Annotated in this window: 14 protein-coding genes; 3 read left to right on the top strand and 11 right to left on the bottom strand. The window is 69.7% G+C overall.

Annotated features, from left to right (window positions below; all coding sequences use genetic code 11):
• Position 1: 1 nt before the first annotated feature.
• The 11 genes from HMF7854_RS07235 to HMF7854_RS07185 form a co-directional block, all read right to left on the bottom strand.
• Positions 2 to 2,296, bottom strand: coding sequence for a TonB-dependent receptor (locus tag HMF7854_RS07235; RefSeq protein WP_239016880.1), 2,295 nt, complete (start codon positions 2,294 to 2,296; stop codon positions 2 to 4).
• Positions 2,297 to 2,334: 38 nt separating this feature from the next.
• On the bottom strand, positions 2,335 to 3,168 hold the full coding sequence (locus tag HMF7854_RS07230) for a fumarylacetoacetate hydrolase family protein (RefSeq protein WP_126718482.1): 834 nt from the start codon (positions 3,166 to 3,168) through the stop codon (positions 2,335 to 2,337).
• Positions 3,169 to 3,180: 12 nt separating this feature from the next.
• Positions 3,181 to 4,059: a VOC family protein gene (locus tag HMF7854_RS07225; protein ID WP_126718481.1), complete on the bottom strand. Its 879-nt coding sequence runs from the start codon at positions 4,057 to 4,059 to the stop codon at positions 3,181 to 3,183.
• Positions 4,056 to 4,484 (bottom strand): GlcG/HbpS family heme-binding protein, encoded by a 429-nt coding sequence (locus HMF7854_RS07220; RefSeq protein WP_126718480.1) that lies wholly within the window; start codon positions 4,482 to 4,484, stop codon positions 4,056 to 4,058. The genes HMF7854_RS07225 and HMF7854_RS07220 overlap by 4 nt, the downstream gene beginning before the upstream one ends.
• On the bottom strand, positions 4,471 to 6,006 hold the full coding sequence (locus HMF7854_RS07215) for a bifunctional 3-(3-hydroxy-phenyl)propionate/3-hydroxycinnamic acid hydroxylase (RefSeq protein ID WP_126718479.1): 1,536 nt from the start codon (positions 6,004 to 6,006) through the stop codon (positions 4,471 to 4,473). The genes HMF7854_RS07220 and HMF7854_RS07215 overlap by 14 nt, the downstream gene beginning before the upstream one ends.
• Before the next feature lie 19 nt (positions 6,007 to 6,025).
• Positions 6,026 to 7,267, bottom strand: a complete 1,242-nt coding sequence (locus HMF7854_RS07210; protein ID WP_126718478.1) for an amidohydrolase family protein — start codon at positions 7,265 to 7,267, stop codon at positions 6,026 to 6,028.
• 99 nt (positions 7,268 to 7,366) lie between these two features.
• Positions 7,367 to 8,257: a LysR family transcriptional regulator gene (locus tag HMF7854_RS07205; protein WP_126718477.1), complete on the bottom strand. Its 891-nt coding sequence runs from the start codon at positions 8,255 to 8,257 to the stop codon at positions 7,367 to 7,369.
• Complete coding sequence (locus HMF7854_RS07200) at positions 8,254 to 9,039, bottom strand: DeoR/GlpR family DNA-binding transcription regulator (protein ID WP_126718476.1); 786 nt, start codon at positions 9,037 to 9,039, stop codon at positions 8,254 to 8,256. Before HMF7854_RS07200 ends, HMF7854_RS07205 begins: the two co-directional genes overlap by 4 nt.
• 17 nt (positions 9,040 to 9,056) lie before the next feature.
• Positions 9,057 to 10,349 (bottom strand): L-rhamnose catabolism isomerase, encoded by a 1,293-nt coding sequence (gene rhaI / locus HMF7854_RS07195; RefSeq protein WP_126718475.1) that lies wholly within the window; start codon positions 10,347 to 10,349, stop codon positions 9,057 to 9,059.
• Entirely contained in the window at positions 10,346 to 11,269 is a 924-nt protein-coding gene (locus HMF7854_RS07190) for an alpha/beta hydrolase (protein ID WP_126718474.1), read from the bottom strand. The genes rhaI and HMF7854_RS07190 overlap by 4 nt, the downstream gene beginning before the upstream one ends.
• On the bottom strand, positions 11,266 to 13,383 hold the full coding sequence (locus HMF7854_RS07185) for a bifunctional rhamnulose-1-phosphate aldolase/short-chain dehydrogenase (RefSeq protein WP_126718473.1): 2,118 nt from the start codon (positions 13,381 to 13,383) through the stop codon (positions 11,266 to 11,268). Before HMF7854_RS07185 ends, HMF7854_RS07190 begins: the two co-directional genes overlap by 4 nt.
• Positions 13,384 to 13,490: 107 nt before the next feature.
• Here HMF7854_RS07185 and HMF7854_RS07180 point away from each other — a divergent pair, with 107 nt between their 5' ends.
• The 3 genes from HMF7854_RS07180 to HMF7854_RS07170 are packed head-to-tail and all read left to right on the top strand — an operon-like array spanning position 13,491 to position 17,327.
• Positions 13,491 to 14,906, top strand: a complete 1,416-nt coding sequence (locus tag HMF7854_RS07180; RefSeq protein ID WP_239016879.1) for an FGGY-family carbohydrate kinase — start codon at positions 13,491 to 13,493, stop codon at positions 14,904 to 14,906.
• On the top strand, positions 14,903 to 16,039 hold the full coding sequence (lldD, locus tag HMF7854_RS07175) for an FMN-dependent L-lactate dehydrogenase LldD (protein ID WP_126718472.1): 1,137 nt from the start codon (positions 14,903 to 14,905) through the stop codon (positions 16,037 to 16,039). Before HMF7854_RS07180 ends, lldD begins: the two co-directional genes overlap by 4 nt.
• A 10-nt stretch (positions 16,040 to 16,049) precedes the next feature.
• The gene (locus tag HMF7854_RS07170) at positions 16,050 to 17,327 is read left to right on the top strand and encodes an MFS transporter (protein WP_126718471.1); all 1,278 of its coding nucleotides are present in this window, start codon (positions 16,050 to 16,052) and stop codon (positions 17,325 to 17,327) included.
• The last annotated feature ends 2 nt before the right edge of the window (positions 17,328 to 17,329 follow it).

Genomic DNA, 17,329 nt, shown 5'->3' with positions numbered 1-17,329 from the left:
GTCAGAACTTCGCGTCGAGGCTGAGACCGACCTGCCGGAACGACTGCGGCCCGTAGATCGCGCCGATGTTCGCGATCCCACCATAGGGAAAGTCGCTCTGGTAGAGCGACGGCTCATGCTCGTTGAACAGGTTCCGGACGAACAGAGCGACCTGGTAGCGGTCGTCCTCGCTGCGCAGGCCGACCCGGCCGCCGACCATCCAGTGCGGATGATAGGTCGTCTGGGTGCGCGCGTTCGCCTCGTAACGGATGCGTGACTTCCACACTGTGTCGGCGGCGAGGAAGCCCTTCAACCCGTCCGAGACCTGCGTCGTATATTCGCCCGAGAGGGTGAACTTGTAACGGGGCGCGTAGGCCAGCTGGGTGCCGCCGATATCCGCGCCATCCGTGCCGATGAAGCCCGACGGGTAGGTCGCCTTGGCGTAGATGAAACCGGTGTTCAGCGACAGGTTGCGGTTGACGTTGCCGAAGAAGTTGATCTCGGCGCCACGCGACTTCACACCCGAGATGTTGGTCTGGTTGCAGGACAGGATCGCATTGGCGTCGACGGTGCACTGCTGCGCCTGAAAGTCCCGGATCTTCTCGTAGAAAACGCTGAGGTCCGCGATCCACCCGCCGAGGATCGTGCTCTTGAGCCCCGCCTCATAGCTCATCGGGATCTCGGGGCGCAGCACATAAGGTGCCCCGTTGGCCGGGATCGCGATCTGGCCGCCCTTGTAACCGCGCGATACGGTCGCATAGGCCATGGTGCGCGGCGCGACGTCGTACTGCGCGCCGAACTTGTAGCTGACCTCGTGGGTCTTGAGCCCGGTGGCGCCTTCGAGACGCAGCGTCTCGTCGGTGTAGCGGCCGCCCGCGAGGAGCCGGAAGGCACGGCTGACGTGATAGGTGCCCTGCCCGAAGATAGCGGTCGAGCGGTCGAGCACCGACTGCGCCGGGTTCGGGTTCTGCACCACCGGGATCAGCACGCCGGGAACCGGCTGGATCAGCACGGTCAGCGGCTCGGCGTCGCGGGTCTGGCGCTGGTGCGAGTAGAAGCCACCGATCGTATATTCGAACGGCTGGTTGGACGGCGAGGTCAGCCGCACTTCCTGGGTGAACAGGTTGAGGTTGCGGTGGACGTCGGCGTTGAGCACCCGGATTTCGAGCGGGTCCGCGCGGAAGACGTTGCCCGCAGCGCCGGCGCCCCGGTCCTTGTTGCCGCGATAGGCGGTGATGGACGAGATGGTGAACGGTCCTGCCGCATAGTCGACCTGGAGCGAACTCCCATAATTATAGCTTCGGCCGCGCAATGGGTCGGTCGTGCAATAGTCCTGGTTGCCGACCCGCGGCGTCACGCCGCAGCTGGCGAGCTGGTTGGCGACACCGGTATCGGGGATCGGGAACGGCGTCGGCAGCGGAAGGATGCCGGGTCCGCCGGCTGTGACGAAGGTGAAAAAGTCGCCCGCACCCGTGAAGCGGCTCTTCGTATAGTCGCCGATGAGGTTGACGGTGAGGTCGCGCGTGGGCTCCCACAGCAGCCGGGCGCGGCCACCATAGTGATCGACATCGTTGAGCTTGCCGGTCAGCGCATTGCGATTGACGCCCTGGCGGAAGTTGCCGAGCCCTGAGACGCGGATGGCTGCGTTGGACGCGAGCGGCAGGTTGATCACGCCCTGAACGATCTGCTGACCGAACTTGGAACCCGCCCAGCCGTCGTGCGACAGCTCAGTTCGCACTCGGCCGCTGACTCGGGTGAAGTCGGGCGCGTTGGTGGTGATGTTGATGACGCCGGCCGAGGTGGTCAGCCCGAACAGCGTGCCCTGCGGTCCCTTGAGCACCTCAACACGGGCGATATCGAACAGGTCTCCGATGTTGGCGTTGCCCTGGCTGACCTGGTCGACGACGACGCCGACCGAGGCGACCGCGCCGGCGTTGAAGGTCTGGGTCCCGATGCCGCGGATCGAGCCGCCGCCGCCGGTGTTCTGTCCCGGCGCCTGCTGGATCTCGAGCGACGGCGCGATCCGGTTCAGGTCGTTCAGCGTGTTAACCTGCTGCCGCTCGAGCTGCGCCTGGTTGGCGACGGTGATCGAGATGGGAACGCTGGTCACCAGCTCCTTGCGGCGCTGGGCGGTGACGACGATGTCGGCCGGCCCCTGCTGGTCTGGCGAGGTGGCGCGATCGGTCGAGCCCTCCGCCGGGGTGTTGCCCTGGTTGGTGGTGGTGGTCGGCGCGGGCGCGACCTGGGCGAACGACGGTGCCGCGATCGCGATGGTGCTGGCCCCTGCAAGGGCGGCCTTGGTGAGCTGAACCTTCATAATGCCTCTCCCGGATCTGGATGCTTTTGTTTTGCTGCTCATTGTTCGTCGATGACGCGGTTGCGCAGGGCGCCGACCGCCCCGGCGGAGACCTCGACCATGTCGCCGTCGCGCAGGTACAATGGTGGCTCGCGCTTATCGCCGACCCCGCCCGGCGTGCCGGTGGCGATCACGTCGCCCGGCTCCAGCTCGGTGAAGGTCGAGCAATAGGCGATGATCGCCGGAACGTCCCAGATCATGTCCGACACGGGCTGATCCTGGACCAGCTCGCCGTTGACGCGGGTCTGGATACGGGTCGCGGCGAGGTCGCCGATCTCGTCGGGGGTGACCAGCGCCGGACCGAAGCCGCCGGTGCGCGGGAAGTTCTTGCCCGGCGTGAACTGGATGTTGTGCCGCTGCCAGTCGCGGACCGAGCCGTCCTGGAACACGGAATAGCCCGCGACATGGTCGAGCGCGCGGGCCGCCGGAATGCGCCGTCCGCCCTTGCCGATCACCACCGCCAACTCGCCCTCATAGTCGAACCGCTCGGTTTCGGGCGGGCGGACCAGCGGCTCGCCGTCGGCGACCAGCGTGTCGGCCCAGCGGGTGAAGATCGCCGGATAGTCCTTCTGCTCGCGCCCGGTCTCCTTGACGTGGGTCGCGTAGTTCAGCCCCACGCACAGGATCTTGCCCGGGTTGGGCACCACCGGCTGCAGCACCACCTCGGCGAGCGGGAGGCGGGCGCCGTCCGGCAGCCGCTCCAGCGCGCCCGCGGCGAGCGCGGCCTTGAGGTCGGGCGGCCCGCCCTCGGAGCGGAGCTCGACGACGGTGTCGCCGTCGAGCCGGCCGAAGCTGGGCTCACCGGAGGGACGACGGAAGCTGACGAAGCGCATCGGATCGAGTCCTCAGGCAGGCTGCTGGGCGGGAGCGGCGAAGCGGAACCGCTCCTCGGCGGCGCGGAGCGCTTCATTGTCCTTGTTGGACAGGCCCCACTGGTCGATCCGGTTCTCGGGCCAGGTCCAGTCCTCGGGCGCGCCGACCTTGTAGTCGTCCGCCACCTTCTCGACCGCGGTGGAGAACTCGACCACCGGCCCGAACGGCGCGACGAAATAGGCGAAGACGTTGGCGCCGGGACCGTGGCGGCCGGGTCCCCAGGCGGGCGCCATGCCCTGGTCGCGCAGCCGCCCGATGCCGCGCATCACCGCGTCGATGTCCTGCATCTCGAAGGCGATGTGGTTGAGGCTGGTAAAGCCGGCGCGGGCGAAGGCCGTGCTGTGATGGCTGTCGTTGCAGCGGACGAACACCATTCCCTTGGTCCGGTCCGACACGCGGAAGCCGAGCAGCCGCTCGGCGGCGTCGGCGGTCGCCTCCGCGTCGCAGCTGTTCACGACGACATGGGTGAGCTGGACCGGCAGGTCGCGGCCCTCGAGCGGCGCGGCCTCTTCGCAGTTCGCAAGGAAGCGGAAGCACTCGCCCTCGGGCATGGCGACCAGTACGCCCTCGCCGCCCCCCGGATCGTCGGCGCGAACCGGAATGGCGGCGCTGCCGGCGCGGGCGCGGATGCCGTCCAGTTCCTCCGCCGAGCAGGTGAAGGTGACCGAGCGCACCGCCGGCGCATCGCCCTGCTCCAGCGCGACCAGATAGGGATGCCGGCCCGACCCGCGGAGGTAATGGGTGCCGCCGCGCACCTCCGCCTCGGCCATGCCCCAAGTGCCGGTGAGGAAGTCGGCGGCGGCGGCGCTGTCCTCGACGATCAGCTCGATGCTGCGCAGGCGGACGGTCATGAGTTTGCTCCGTGGTTGAGGCCGGCGGCGTCGATCCCGGCGATGGCGCAGGCTTCGTCGACGTCCGACGTGTCGCCGCTGATGCCGACCGCGCCGACGATCGCGCCCGCCAAGTCGCGGACGATCACTCCGCCCGCCGACAGCGCGAGATTGCCGCCGCTGGCGACGACCACGCTGGTGAAGAAGGCAGGATTGCCCGCGGCCCGCTCGGCGATCGCGCGGGTGTCGCTGCCCATGCCCAGTGCGCCGAACGCCTTGGCGCGGGCGATGTCGTGGCGGAACAGGCTGGCGCCGTCCTCGCGCTCGAACGCGACGGGGTGGCCGCCCGCGTCGAGCACGATCACCGCCAGCGGCTTCGCCCCGCGGCGGCGCGCCTCCGCCAGGGCTCCGGCAATGATCGCCCGGGCTTCGTCAAGCGTCGGCATGGACCGGCTCCCGATGGTGCAGCGCGGGGGCGCTGAGCTGGTGGCGCAGCAGCCCGAGAAGCGCCGCCGCCTCGCCGCTGCCGAAGACATAATGGTCGGGCCGGACCAGCACGGCGGCGACCGCCCGCTCGCCCAGCCAGCGGTCGAGCGCGCCGCCGTCGTCCAGCTTATCGACATCCACGAGCCGAATCCCGGCGCCCGGCCGGACCGCGCTGTCGCCGCGGACGAACAGCCGCCAGCCCTCGCCAGTCGCGTCGTCGAGCAGGGTTCCGTCGCCCAGCCGCGGCTGGATGAACCGCTCGCCCGCGCCCGGCGTTCCGGCGGCGACGATCCCAGTGGCGAGCGGCGGAATGAGGTCGTGCGCGGTGCCGTGCCGCCGCCCGCGCGCCCGCTCGCGCATCTCGGCATCGCGCCGCGCCGCTGCCGCGGGGTCGAGCATGCAGATGTAGCGCCCGGCCTCGACCGCCGCGCTGATCACCGCGCGGACATGGGGATCGCGCTCGGGCTGGTAGGTCTCGAGTAGCGCCGGCGGCGAGCGGCCGGCCAGCACCTCCTCGAGCTTCCAGGCGAGATTGGCGACGTCGCGGAAGCCATGGCACATGCCCTGCCCGAAGAAGGGCGGAGTCTGGTGCGCGGCATCGCCCGCCAGGAACACCCGGCCGTCCTGCCACTGCTCGGCGACCAGTCCATGAAAACGGTAAGTGGCGGCGCGGACGATCCGGTGCGCTACCCCGTCGAGATAGGGCGCGAGCAGCTCGGCGACCCGCTCCGGCCGCATCATCTCGGCGTCGTCCTCGCCCGGCAGCAGCATGAACTCCCAGCGACGGTGATGCCCGCGACCGGGGACGATCGTCGCCGGCCGCCGCGGGTCGCACATCATCACCGACAGCTTCTGGAGGTCGGCACCGGCGGGCACGTCGTGGAGATCGGGGAAGCGCACCTCCCCCTCCACCTCGGCATCGACGACCAGCCACGGCTCCTCGAAATCGAGATCGTCAAGACAGAGGCCGAGCGCCTTGCGGACCGCGCTGCGGGCGCCGTCGCAGGCGATGACAAAACGGGCCTCAGCCTCTGTCTCGCCCTGCTCGGACCCGAGTGTCAGCGTCACCTTATCACCATCCTGCGCCAAGCCGTAGAAGGCGGTGCCGAGCCGCAGCTCGACGTTGGGGAAGCGGCCGAGCGCTTCGCGCAGATGCTCCTCCAGCTCGGGCTGGTAGAAGAAATAATCGTTGGACCAGCCGAACGGCCGCGGCTTGCCGACCGTCCCCATGTAGCGGATCACGCCATGGTCGGCGCCAATGTGGAGGTGGCCGTCGGTGTCGCGCATGTCGCCGAGCACCCGCTCGACCACGCCTGCCGACTGGAACAGCCGCATCATCTCATGGTCGAGATGCACCGCGCGCGGCAGCGGGAACGGGTCCGCCTCGCGCTCCACAACCAGCAGCCGCAGCCCGGCCTGCCCGAGCAGGTTGGCGGCGAGCGCCCCGACGGGGCCGCAGCCGATGATGGCGACGTCGAACATGGCTGTCGGCCGATTCCGCTCAGGCCGCGACGGGCGTGGCGACGGGCGCCTTGTGGAGCTGGCCGCCCTTCATGATCATGGCCAGCCGCGCCGGATCCTGGAGGATCGTCACGTCGGCGGTCGGATCGCCGTCGACCAGCAGCAGGTCGCCGAGATAGTTCTCGCGGACCAGCCCGAGCTCGTGCCCGCACTGCATCAGCTGCCCGCCGAGCATGGTCGCGGCCGACAGCACCTCGGCCGGCGTGTAGCCGTAGAGGGTGACGAAATGCTCGAGGTCGCGCGCGTTGCGGCCGTTCGGATTGAACGGGAAGCCATAGTCGCCGCCCGGGAGCACCCGGACTCCGCGCCGCTTGAGCTCGGGGATGAGCTCCTTCGTGTTGGCGATGACCGGCTTGGCCATCTCTTTCATCGAGCTCATGTCGACGTGCGGCGGCGGGCTCGCCTCCAACGTCGCGACGATGACTCCGATTGCCGGCGCCATGAAGATGCGATCGCGCGCGGCCTCGAGCATGTCGAGCGCCTCGGCGTCGGCGTAGCTGCAGTGGTAGAGCGCGTCGACGCCGCTGCGCAGCGCGATCTTGACCGCCTCGGCCGCCTGGGTGTGGGCGGCCACGATCATGCCGAGCTTGTGCGCCTCGTCGCAGGCGGCGGCGACCTCCTCCTCGTCGTAAAGGATATGCTGCGAGCTGCCGGGCAGCAGCGCGTCCTCGCCGCTGATCACCAGCTTGACGTTGTCGATGCCCCAGTCGGCGCAGCGGCGGACGAAGTCGCGCATCGCCTCCGGTCCGCGGCCCTCCATCGACACCTTCTTGCCGGTCTCGACGCCCTCCGCGCCCTCCGGGCTACGCTCGATCGTCGAGGCGCGCAGCCGCGGCCCTTGGACGTCGCCACGCGCGATTGCGTCGCGCAGCTCGACCTCGAGCGTGTCGCCGAGCGCGCCGGCGGAAAAGGCGCTGGTGAAACCCTGGTCGAGCAGCACGCGCGCGTTGCGCCACGTCGCCACCTTCATCTCGTCGGGCGGCAGCATGAACTGGTGGTAGATCTTCTCGACCGACGAGGCCCAGGACAGGTGGGCGTGCGCCTCGATCAGGCCCGGCATCAGGGTCCGGCCCTCGCCGTCGATCACCCGGTCGCCGGCGCCGGCCGTGATCGGCTGGTCGCTGACCGTGACGATCCGCTCGCCCTCGATCGCCACATGGCCGGCGCGCAGCGGCGACCCACTGCCGTCGAAGATCCGCACGTCGCGGATGATGGTCCGCATGTCACTCTCCTGTGCCGGCCTTTGCGCCGGTCCGGATCAATCTGCCGCGAGCGATCGGCCAAGTAAAATAATGTTTTCTTGGACTTCCATAGGTGCCGCCTATGGTCGGTGGCGGAGCGTGACGAGCAGTTCCTCGGCCAGCTGCGACCCTCTCCCGTCGCGCAGCCGGCGGACGCCGACCTGGCGGACGAAGCAGGCCTCGCGGATCGCGATCGCGCGCAGCACGCCGATCGACAGCTCGGCGGCGGCGACGTCGCGCGGCAGTACGGTCACCCGCTCGCTGCCCCGCACCACCGCCTTGGTGAGGAGCAGCGAATCGCAGCGGATCGCGTCGCGCGGGAACGGCAGGTCGGCGGCGGTGAACAGCGCGTCGACCTGACGCCGGAACGAGCCGCGCGCTTCCGGCAGCACCCAGCGCAGCCGGCCCGTCTCGCGCAGCGAGAGGGAGGCGGGGAGATGGTCGTTCCGCTTGCCGACGATTAGTGCGAAGGGATCGCCGGCGAACGTCTCCTCCTCGATGTCGGCTGGCGGCTCCTCGATCTGGGTGGTGACGAAGGCGAGTTCGATCTGCCCCTTGCGCAGCAGGTCGATCAGCTCGGCGTCGGAGCGCTCCACGACGTGCAGCTCGAACGGGTCCGGTCGCCGCTCGAGCCGGCGGATCGCATCGGGCAGAAGGCTGACCAGCGCGCCCGGGGTGCCGCCGATCCGGAGCAGCCCGCGGACCCCCTGCCCGGCGAGTCTCGCCTCGCGCTCGGCATCGTCGAGGAGCGCCTCCATCGCCTCGGCCCTCCGGCGCAGCGCCTCACCGCCGCTGGTCAACCGCGACCCGGCGCGCGAGCGCTCGAACAGGGTCGTCCCGAGTGAATGCTCGAGCTGCGCAACCGCCACCGACACGGACGGCTGCGAGATGTTGAGCTGGCGCGCCGCGCCGCTGATCGTCCCCGCGCGGCAGACCGCAAGGAAGGTCCGGAGCGCGCGCGGGTCGATCATCGCGGCGCGATCACCACCTTGATCCCGGCGCCCTCCAGCATGCGGCGGTGCGGGTCGGCGAGGCCGTCGTCGGTGACGATCGTGTCGACCTCGTCAAGCCCGCACACAACCTGGCCCGAGGAGCCCGCGAACTTGCTGCTGTCGACCAGCAGGATGACCTGCTCGGCGCGCTCGATGAAGCGGCGCTCGGCGGCGACGAGGATGATGTCCGCCTGCATCACGCCCTGGCTGCCGACGGCGGCGGCGCCCATGAACAGCTTGGGAGCATGGAAGCGCGGCATGAGGTCGTCGCCGGCCGCCGAGAGGATGATGTTCTGCTCGCGGAAGACTGCGCCGCCGGGGACGGTGATGCGGGTCGTCGCCTGCGGCAGCAGCGCGCTGACGATGTGGAGCGAGTTGGTCAGCACCTGCAGCCCCAGCCCGTCGAGGTGCGGGCACATCTGCAGCGTGGTCGAGCCGCCGTCGATGATGATCCCCTCGCCCGGCACGCAGAGCGTCGCGGCGGCGCGACCGATCGCTTCCTTGGCGGTGCGGTTGCGGTCGATATTCTCGTGGAAGGGAACGCCGGTCAGTCCGCCCGCAGGCGCGGCCGTGGTGGCGTCGCCGGGAAGCTTGGCCCCGCCGTGGACGCGTACCACCCGCCCCTCGCCGGCCAGCCGCTCGAGGTCGCGGCGGATGGTCGCGGGCGAGGCCGCCAGCGTCTTCTCGAGCTCGCGGAAGCTGACGAACCCGCTGGCACCGAGCAGCGCGAGGATCGCCTGTTCCCGTTCCGCCGCGTGCATGGCCCTGCTGCTGCCCCCTAGACGATCCCGGCGCCGACCCCGACGGCACGCCGTTCCTGCGCCTTGCGGGCGCGCCAGCCGCTTTGCCGGTAAGCGGCGAGCGGATCAATGGCGCCCCCCTGCCCGACCCGTGCCTGGGCGAGGATTGGCGTGACGTCGGTGCGGTAGGCCTGCCGGAGCGCCTGAAACGCCATCATCGTGTCGTTGGATTCCTGCGCCAGGTGGAGCGCCTCGCGGTCGACCAGCAGCGCCTTGGCAAAGCCGGCGGCGATCTCGCCGGCCGAGCTCAGCAGGCTCTCGATTGGGTCGGTGACGTTGTGCGATTGGTCTATCATGTAGGCCGGGTCGAACCCCCCGCGCGGGTTCAGCTCGGCCTCGACCAGTTCGTTGAACACGAGGAACAGCTGGTGCGGGTTGATCGTCCCGCTGTCGAGGTCGTCGTCGCCATATTTGCTGTCGTTGAAATGGAACCCGCCGAGCTTGCCGAAGCGATGGAGGCGGGCGACGATCTGCTCGATGTTGACGTTGGGTGCATGGTGGCCGAGATCGACCAGGCACTGGCAACGCTCGCCGAGCTGCTGCGCCGCGAGGATCGAACTCCCCCAGTCGCTGATCACGGTCGAGTAGAAGGCCGGCTCGAACATCTTGTGCTCGAGCAGCATCCGCCAGTCGCCGGGCAGCGCGGCGTAGATCGTGGCCGCGCTATCGAGATACCGGTCGAAGCTGCGCGACAGGTCCTGCTGGCCGGGAAAGTTGCTGCCGTCGCCGACCCACACGGTGAGCGCGGTCGAGCCGAGCTGGCGGCCTATCTCGATGCATTCGAGATTATGCTCGACCGCCTGCGCGCGGACGGCGGGGTCTGTCGCGGCGAGGCTTCCGGCGCCGTAGCTCAGCGGCTGGCCCGCCTGGTCCTGGAAGGTGTTGGAATTGACCGCGTCGAACCCGAGGCCGAGCTCGGCCGCCTCCTCGCGGAGCGCGCGATAGTCGCCGATCTTGTCCCACGGGAAATGCGGCGAGACTCGCGGGGTCATCCGCGACAGCTGCTGGACGACCGCGCAGTCGGCAAGCTTCTCGTGTATTCCGGTCGGTTCGCCCGCGAGCGGGAACTTGGCGAAGCGGGTCCCGCCCCGGCCGGTGCCCCACGAGGGGATCGCAACCGAGAAGGACGCCACCCGCTCCGTCACCGCGTCGATGTCGATCCCGCGCCGCCCGAGCTGGCGACCGAGGCTGCCATAATCATCCTCGAGCGCCTCCCGCCCCTGCGCATTCAGGCTCTCGATCTGGTCCTGCGACAGGGGAAGCTGGGTCATTTCGCGTCCTTCCTCAAGAAGCCCTGCGTCGCTAGCCACGCGGTGAACTCGTCGATCATCATGGTCGTCGTCGTTCCCGGGACGCCGAGGCCAAACCCATGGTGTCCGCGGGCGTAGCCATGGACCTCCACTGGCCGCCCCGCTTGCTGCCAGGCGCTGGCGATGGCGAACGACTTGGTCGGGAACAGCTCATCGTCCATGGCGATCGCGTCGAACAGGGGCGGTGCGTCGCGCGGCACTGCCTCGGCATCCTGCGGCCCGTAGACATAGCCGACGAACGCTGGCCGGTTCGCCGGAGTGGCTCCGAGGGCGACTCGGCGGACTGTCATCGCCCCGGCCGAAAACCCGATCACGCCAACGCGCGCCGGATCGACCTTCCATCGCGCCGACTGCGCACGCACCAGCGCGATCGCCGCAAGAGCATCATCGGGCGCCTTGCTCTGTCCAAGAAGATTGCCGTGCATCGGGTCGGCGACCTCGCGGTGCAGCATCTCGCCCATGAAGGCGCCGGCGCGCGCCTCGTCGACCGGCGTCGGCACCAGCCGATACTTGAGCACGAATGCCGCGATGCCGCGATCGGCGAGCGCCTTCGCCACCTGCCATCCTTCATGATCCATCGCCAGGATCATGAAGGCGCCGCCCGGGACCACGATCGCTGCCGCCCCGGTCGCTCTCGCCGGATCGGGGAGGACTGGGGTCAGGGTCGGGCGAGTGACATTGCGGACCGCATAATCGCGGCCTGCAAATTTCACCCAGTTTTCGCTCGCCGCAGTTCCCGGCGTCCGCTCGCCATAGAGCGGAATGGCGTCGGGCTCCGCCGGCGGAGCGGCGGGTGCGGATGGGGGCGGCCCGTTCTGCGCCCCGGCGGTCGTCGCAAACGCCGCCGACAGCAGGAGCGTGAGCAGCGCGGAGCCCCTCACCGCGTGAACGCCTGGGCGTTGCCGGCGTCGACGTTGATGATGTTGGCGGTCGACTTGGCGCTGGCGTCCGAAGCAAACCAGTAGACCGCCTCGGCAATGTCCTCGGGCAGCACGTTGCGCTTGAGCATCGAGCGCTTGCGGTAGAAATCCTCCAGCTCTTCGCCCGGGTCGATGCCGTAGGCGCCCGCCCGCTCCTTGCGCCAGTCGCCGTCCCAGATGCGCGAGCCGCGAATCACCGCGTCGGGATTGACGACGTTGACCCGGATGCCGAACTCGGCGCCTTCCAGCGCGAGGCAGCGGCCGAGATGGACGACCGCCGCCTTGGCCGAGGCATAGGCCGAGGCGTTGGGCGTGGCCGCGAGCGCGTTCTTGGATCCGATGATGACGATCGAGCCGCCACCCTGCATCTTCATCAGCGGGAAGGCGGCGCGCGCATTGAGGAAGGTCCCCTCGACCAGAACGTCATAATTCTTGCGCCAGAGTGCGAGCGTGGTTTCTTCGATCGGCGCCGAACTGGCGAGCCCGGCGTTGGCGACGAGCATGTCGAGGCCGCCGAACTCCACCGCGCAGGTCGAAAAGGCGTCCGCGACTTCCTTCTCCTGGGTGACGTCGCAGGCAGCGGCGCGAATCACGTCGCGGCCGAACGCCTTGGCGAGAGCCGTCCGCGTCCCTTCCAGCGCCGTCTCGTCGCGGTCGGTGAGGAGGACACAGGCGCCGTCCGCGGCGAGCCGGCGGGCGGTCGCCGCGCCGATCCCGCCGGCTGCGCCGGTGACCAGCGCGATCCTGCCGGCTAGCGGCTTTGGCTTGGGCATGCGCTGGAGCTTGGCCTCCTCAAGCGCCCAATATTCGATGTCGAACGCTTCCTGTTCGTCGAGCCCGATATAGGCGCCGATCGCCTCGGCGCCGCGCATCACGTTGATCGCATTGCCGTAGAACTCGCCGGCGAGCCGGGCGGTAGTCTTGTCGGCGGCGAAGGTGATGCGGCCGACGCCAGGGACCAGAACGACGACCGGGTTGGGGTCGCGCATCGCCGGGTCCGCGGGGCCGGCGCAGCGCTCGTAATAGCCCGCGTAGCGGGCGCGGTAGTCCTCGAGGCGGCCGGCGAGATAGGCGTCGTCGTCGAGCCGCGTCGGATCAAGCGTCAGCGGCGCAATCTTGGTGCGGAGGAAATGGTCGGGGCAGCTGGTGCCGATCGCCGCCAGCCGCTCGAAGTCGGCGCTCCCGACGAACTCGAGCGTCTCGGCGTCGTCGGCAAAATGGCCAACCTTCGAGCGAGCGCCGGGCATGTGGCCGCGCAGCCGGGGCATCAGTCGGGCGGCGGCGGCGCGTCGCTCGTCGGCGGCGAGCGGGGCATGGACCTGGCCGCCGAACGCGGGACCTCTGGCGAGATGAGCGTTAAGGAAGCGCGCGGCGTCGGCGATCAGCTCGATCGTGTTTTCGTAGCAGGCCCTGGCGCTGTCGCCCCAGCAGATGATGCCGTGGCCGGCGAGCATGACCCCGCGCAGGCCCGGGTTGGCGGCGACATGGTCGCGCAGCTTGAGCCCGAGGTCGAAGCCCGGGCGCTGCCACGGGAGCCAGCCCACCGCGCCGCCCCAGATCTCGCGCGTCGCCTGCTCGCCGCCGCTCGAGGCCGCCAGCGCGATTAGCGCGTCGGGGTGGACATGGTCGATGTGCGCGAACGGCAGATAGCCGTGCAGCGGGGTGTCGATCGAGGCGGCTCGGCTGTTCAGGTTGAAGGTGGTGTGCGGCAAATAGCCGACCATCTCGTCCTCATGCTCGAGGCTGCGGTAGAGCTTCTCAAGGCCGAGCAGCTTGTCGAGGTAGACGGTGGCGAATCCGTCGAGCGCCATGGAGCCGATGTCGCCGCCCGAGCCTTTGACCCACAGCACGGTGACCGGCTCGCCGCTCAGCGGGTCCGTCTCGGCCACCTTGGCCGAGGTGTTGCCGCCGCCGAAGTTGGTGACTGTGAGATCGGAGCCGAGCAGGTTCGAGCGGTAGAGCAGAAGCTCGGGCTCGGACTTGCCCGCCGCGTCCGAGTCGCTCCAGCGATTGGCGGGCACGACGAAGGGGATAGCGGCGGCGGTGGCGACGGGACGATCGAGGACTTCGCTCATGACGATCACTCTCGGGCTGATATCGAATTTCCCGACCTCATAGTTTCGGACTTGGCAAAACACAATCATCTTCGCTAAGAACCAATCATAAACAAGCAGGTGGAGAGGTGAGGAGCAGCATCGTCCTCGACGTCGGAAAGACGATGTCCAAGCTGACGCTGTGGAGCGCCGGCGGCAACCTGCTCGCCCGCGAGACCCGCCCCAACGCGCGCGTCGCGGGGCTCGGCTTCGAGGCGCTGGACGCCGGCGGGATCGAGGAATGGCTGCTCGAAACGCTCGCCGCCTTCGCCCGCCTCGCGCCGGATATCGGACACATCCTGCCCGTCGCCCACGGCGCCGCGGCGGCGATCGTCCGCGACGGCCGGCTGCTGCTGCCCCCGCTCGACTATGAGGAGCCGGTCCCCGCGGACGAGCGCCGCGCCTATGATCGGGACCGCGACGGGTTCGAGCGGACCGGCTCGCCCGCGCTCCCCCACGGGCTCAACCTCGGTGCCCAGCTCCACCATCTCGAGGCGCGGCAGCCGGGCGTGCTGGAGGGAGCGCAGATCCTTCTCTGGCCGCAATATTGGGCCTGGCTGCTGTCGGGCGTGGCCGCGTCCGAGGTAACCAGCCTCGGCTGCCACAGCGATCTCTGGCACCCGGTCGAGGAGCGGGCGAGCGAGCTCGCGGTCCGCCGCGGCTGGGCCGGGCGGCTGCCCCCGCTCCGCCGCGCCGGCGAGGTGCTGGGTCCGCTGCGGCCCGAGCTCGCCCGGCGCTTGGGGCTCACCGCCGACCTGCAGGTCCATGCCGGTCTCCACGACAGCAACGCCGCGCTGGTTGCGGCCAGGGCCTTCCCCGAGATCGCAGAGCGGGAGTCCACCGTGCTGTCGACCGGCACCTGGTTCGTCGCGATGCGCACTCCGGCCCCGGGAACTCAGGTGGACATCGCAGCGCTGCCCGAGGCACGCGACTGCCTGGTCAACGTCGACGCCTTCGGCCGCCCGGTGCCGAGTGCACGCTTCATGGGCGGGCGGGAGATCGAGACGCTGACCGGGATCGACACCCGGCGGATCGACATCCGGCCCGACCAGCCGAGCCTCGTCGCCGCGCTGCCCTCGGTGCTGGCGAGCGGGGCGATGGTGCTGCCGACCTTCGCCGGCGGCGTCGGCCCCTTCCCCAACGCGCGCGGGCGCTGGGTCGGCATGCCGGCCGACCAGGCCGAACGGCGCGCCGCGGTCAGCCTCTATGCCGCGCTGGTCGCCGAGGTTGCGCTCGGGCTGATCGGCACGCGCGAGCGGATCCTGGTCGAGGGCCGGTTCGCCGAAGCCGAGGTCTTCGTGCGCGCGCTGGCGACGCTCCGCCCCGACCTCGCCGTCTATGTCGCCAACGCGCACAACGACGTAAGCTTCGGCGCGCTTCGGCTGCTCGATCCCTCGCTCCAGCCGCAAAGTTCGCTGCGCCGGGTCGAGCCGCTCGAGCTCGACCTTACCGCCTACCGCTCGCGCTGGCTCGCCGCGGCCGAGCAGCTAGAAGAGGCCGCATGACCGCCGCCTCCGTCGCCGACTATCGCGAACTCGCCCGCCGCCGCCTCCCGCGCTTCCTGTTCGACTATATCGACGGCGGCTCCTACGCCGAGGTGACGCTGGCGCGGAACGTCGCCGACCTCGAGCGCGTGGCGCTGCGCCAGCGGGTGCTGCGCGACGTCTCCGCGATCGATCTCTCGACGACGCTGTTCGGCGACCGGCTCGCGATGCCGGTGGCCCTTGCACCGGTTGGTCTCGCCGGCATGAACGCACGGCGCGGCGAGACCCAGGCGGTGCGCGCCGCCGAAGCGGCGGGGATCCCCTTCTCGCTCTCGACCGTCGGCGCGTGCGGAATCGGCGAGGTTGCCGCGGCGGCGAGCAAGCCCTTCTGGTTCCAGCTCTACATGGTCAAGGACCGCGGCTTCGTCCGCGCCATGCTCGCCCAGGCCCGCGAAGCGGGCTGCCGCACCCTGCTGTTCACGGTCGACCTGCCGGTCCCCGGCTCGCGCTACCGCGACGCCCGCTCGGGGCTCAACAACCCCGGATTCGGCGGTGCCGTGCAGCGGATCGGACAGGCGCTCGCGCATCCCGGCTGGGCGTGGGACGTCGGCGTTCACGGCCGCCCGCACACGCTCGGCAACGTCGCCCCGCTGCTGAAAGGCCGCAAGGCAATCGGCGACTTCTTCGAGTGGATGCGGACCAACTTCGATGCCTCCGCCACCTGGAAGGACATCGAGCTGATCCGCGCCGAATGGGAGGGGCCGCTGGTCGTCAAGGGCATCCTCGACCCCGACGACGCGCGCGAGGCGGTCGCCAACGGCGCGAACGGGATCGTGGTCTCGAACCATGGCGGCCGCCAGCTCGACGGCGCGCTGTCGAGCGCCCGCGCGCTCCCGTCCATCGCCGATGCGGTCGGTGACGAGCTGACCATCCTCGCCGATGGCGGCGTGCGCTCGGGCCTCGACGTGGTGCGCATGCTCGCGCTCGGCGCCAGCGGCGTGCTGATCGGTCGCCCCTGGGTCTACGCGCTTGCCACCGCGGGCGAGGCGGGCGTGCGACGGATGCTAAAGCTGATCGAGGCGGAAATGCGGGTCGCCATGGCCCTGACCGGAGTGACAAGGGTCGAGCAGATCGACCGCTCCATCATCGCGTGAGGAGAGAAGAGTGAGCGGACAATCGGAAGGCAGCTGGCGGAACACGATCCTCGCCGGGCTCGCCAACTACATCGACGCGGGGAGTATCGTCTCCGGCTCGGTCGCGCTCGCTTTGTGGAAGGAGCAATACCAGCTCTCCGACAGCTTCATCGGCCTGATCGGCGCCTTTTCCGCCAATGCCATCTCGGCGGGGGTCGGGGCGCTGATCGGCGGCCGGCTGTGCGACCTGTTCGGGCGCAAGAAGATCTACCAGTACGACATGCTGTTCTACGCCTTCGGCATGCTGTTCCTGATCTTCGCGGCGAGCGCGTGGATGATCATCGCCGGCTTCCTGCTGGTCGGGTTGGCGGTCGGGGCCGACATTCCCGCGAGTTGGTCGCTGATTGCCGAGCAGGCCCCCGACGACCAGCGCGGCGCGCATAGCGGGGTGGCGCAGATCCTCTGGTACCTGGGCCCGGTCGCGGTGCTGGTCGCCGCCTATTTCCTCAAGCCGTTCGGCATCTCGGGCGTGCGCTGGCTGTTCATCCACCTCGCCGTGCTGGCGGTGGCGCTGACCTTCCTCCGCTCGCGGATGCAGGAAAGCTCGCGCTGGGAAGAGACGGTCGCCGAGGAGAAGCAGCAGGGCCGCTTCCCGGGTTGGGCAGCGGTGCTGACGCCGCGCCACCTCGCCTCGGTCCTCTACCTCGTCACCATGTACGGGATGTGGAACCTGTGGGCCGGCTACAACGGCTTCTTCACCCCCTACCTCATCGAGCAGAACCATCTCCCGGCGTGGGCCGCGACGGTGGTCCCGGCGGGCTACTTCGCGATCGGCATGGTCTCGATCCTCGCCATCTTCATGACCTTGAGCGACCGGGTGAACCAGCGCACCTTGTTCGCCATCTCCGCGGTCATGCACGTCGCCGGCATGGCGCTGCTCGCCGTCTTCGGGTTCACCCTGCCGATCGTCATCGCCCACATCCTGATCATGGGGATCGCAGGCGGATTCGGAGCGCAGAGCTTCTTCCAGCTGTGGAGCGCCGAGATGTTCCCGACCGCGATACGCTCGACAGCGCAAGGGCTCTGCTTCGCGCTGGTGCGGATCGGGCTCGGGCTGTGGAGCCTCGCCGTTCCCTCGCTCGCCGCCAGCAACTTCACCGAGCTGGCATGGATCCTGACCGGCTTCCTCGTCGTCAGCGGGGTCGTCGGGACGATCTGGGCGCCGCGCAACGAGGGCAAGTCGCTCGAGCAGATCGACGCCGAGCGGGGCGACCCGCTGTCCCGACCCGCCGCTCCGGCTGCCGCCTGATC

It is taken from the genome of Sphingomonas ginkgonis, from assembly GCF_003970925.1.
Taxonomy (GTDB): Bacteria; Pseudomonadota; Alphaproteobacteria; order Sphingomonadales; family Sphingomonadaceae; genus Sphingomicrobium; species Sphingomicrobium ginkgonis.
Note: the sequence above shows the minus strand (reverse complement) of the source record. Positions and strands in the feature narration are given on the sequence as shown.

What these genes read in the sequence shown, in the direction of transcription:
- HMF7854_RS07235 (WP_239016880.1), bottom strand. Translation starts at nt 2,296, where the DNA reads ATGAAGGTTCAGCTCACCAAGGCCGCCCTTGCAGGGGCCAGCACCATC.
- HMF7854_RS07230 (WP_126718482.1), bottom strand. Translation starts at nt 3,168, where the DNA reads ATGCGCTTCGTCAGCTTCCGTCGTCCCTCCGGTGAGCCCAGCTTCGGC.
- HMF7854_RS07225 (WP_126718481.1), bottom strand. Translation starts at nt 4,059, where the DNA reads ATGACCGTCCGCCTGCGCAGCATCGAGCTGATCGTCGAGGACAGCGCC.
- HMF7854_RS07220 (WP_126718480.1), bottom strand. Translation starts at nt 4,484, where the DNA reads ATGCCGACGCTTGACGAAGCCCGGGCGATCATTGCCGGAGCCCTGGCG.
- HMF7854_RS07215 (WP_126718479.1), bottom strand. Translation starts at nt 6,006, where the DNA reads ATGTTCGACGTCGCCATCATCGGCTGCGGCCCCGTCGGGGCGCTCGCC.
- HMF7854_RS07210 (WP_126718478.1), bottom strand. Translation starts at nt 7,267, where the DNA reads ATGCGGACCATCATCCGCGACGTGCGGATCTTCGACGGCAGTGGGTCG.
- HMF7854_RS07205 (WP_126718477.1), bottom strand. Translation starts at nt 8,257, where the DNA reads ATGATCGACCCGCGCGCGCTCCGGACCTTCCTTGCGGTCTGCCGCGCG.
- HMF7854_RS07200 (WP_126718476.1), bottom strand. Translation starts at nt 9,039, where the DNA reads ATGCACGCGGCGGAACGGGAACAGGCGATCCTCGCGCTGCTCGGTGCC.
- rhaI (WP_126718475.1), bottom strand. Translation starts at nt 10,349, where the DNA reads ATGACCCAGCTTCCCCTGTCGCAGGACCAGATCGAGAGCCTGAATGCG.
- HMF7854_RS07185 (WP_126718473.1), bottom strand. Translation starts at nt 13,383, where the DNA reads ATGAGCGAAGTCCTCGATCGTCCCGTCGCCACCGCCGCCGCTATCCCC.
- lldD (WP_126718472.1), top strand. Translation starts at nt 14,903, where the DNA reads ATGACCGCCGCCTCCGTCGCCGACTATCGCGAACTCGCCCGCCGCCGC.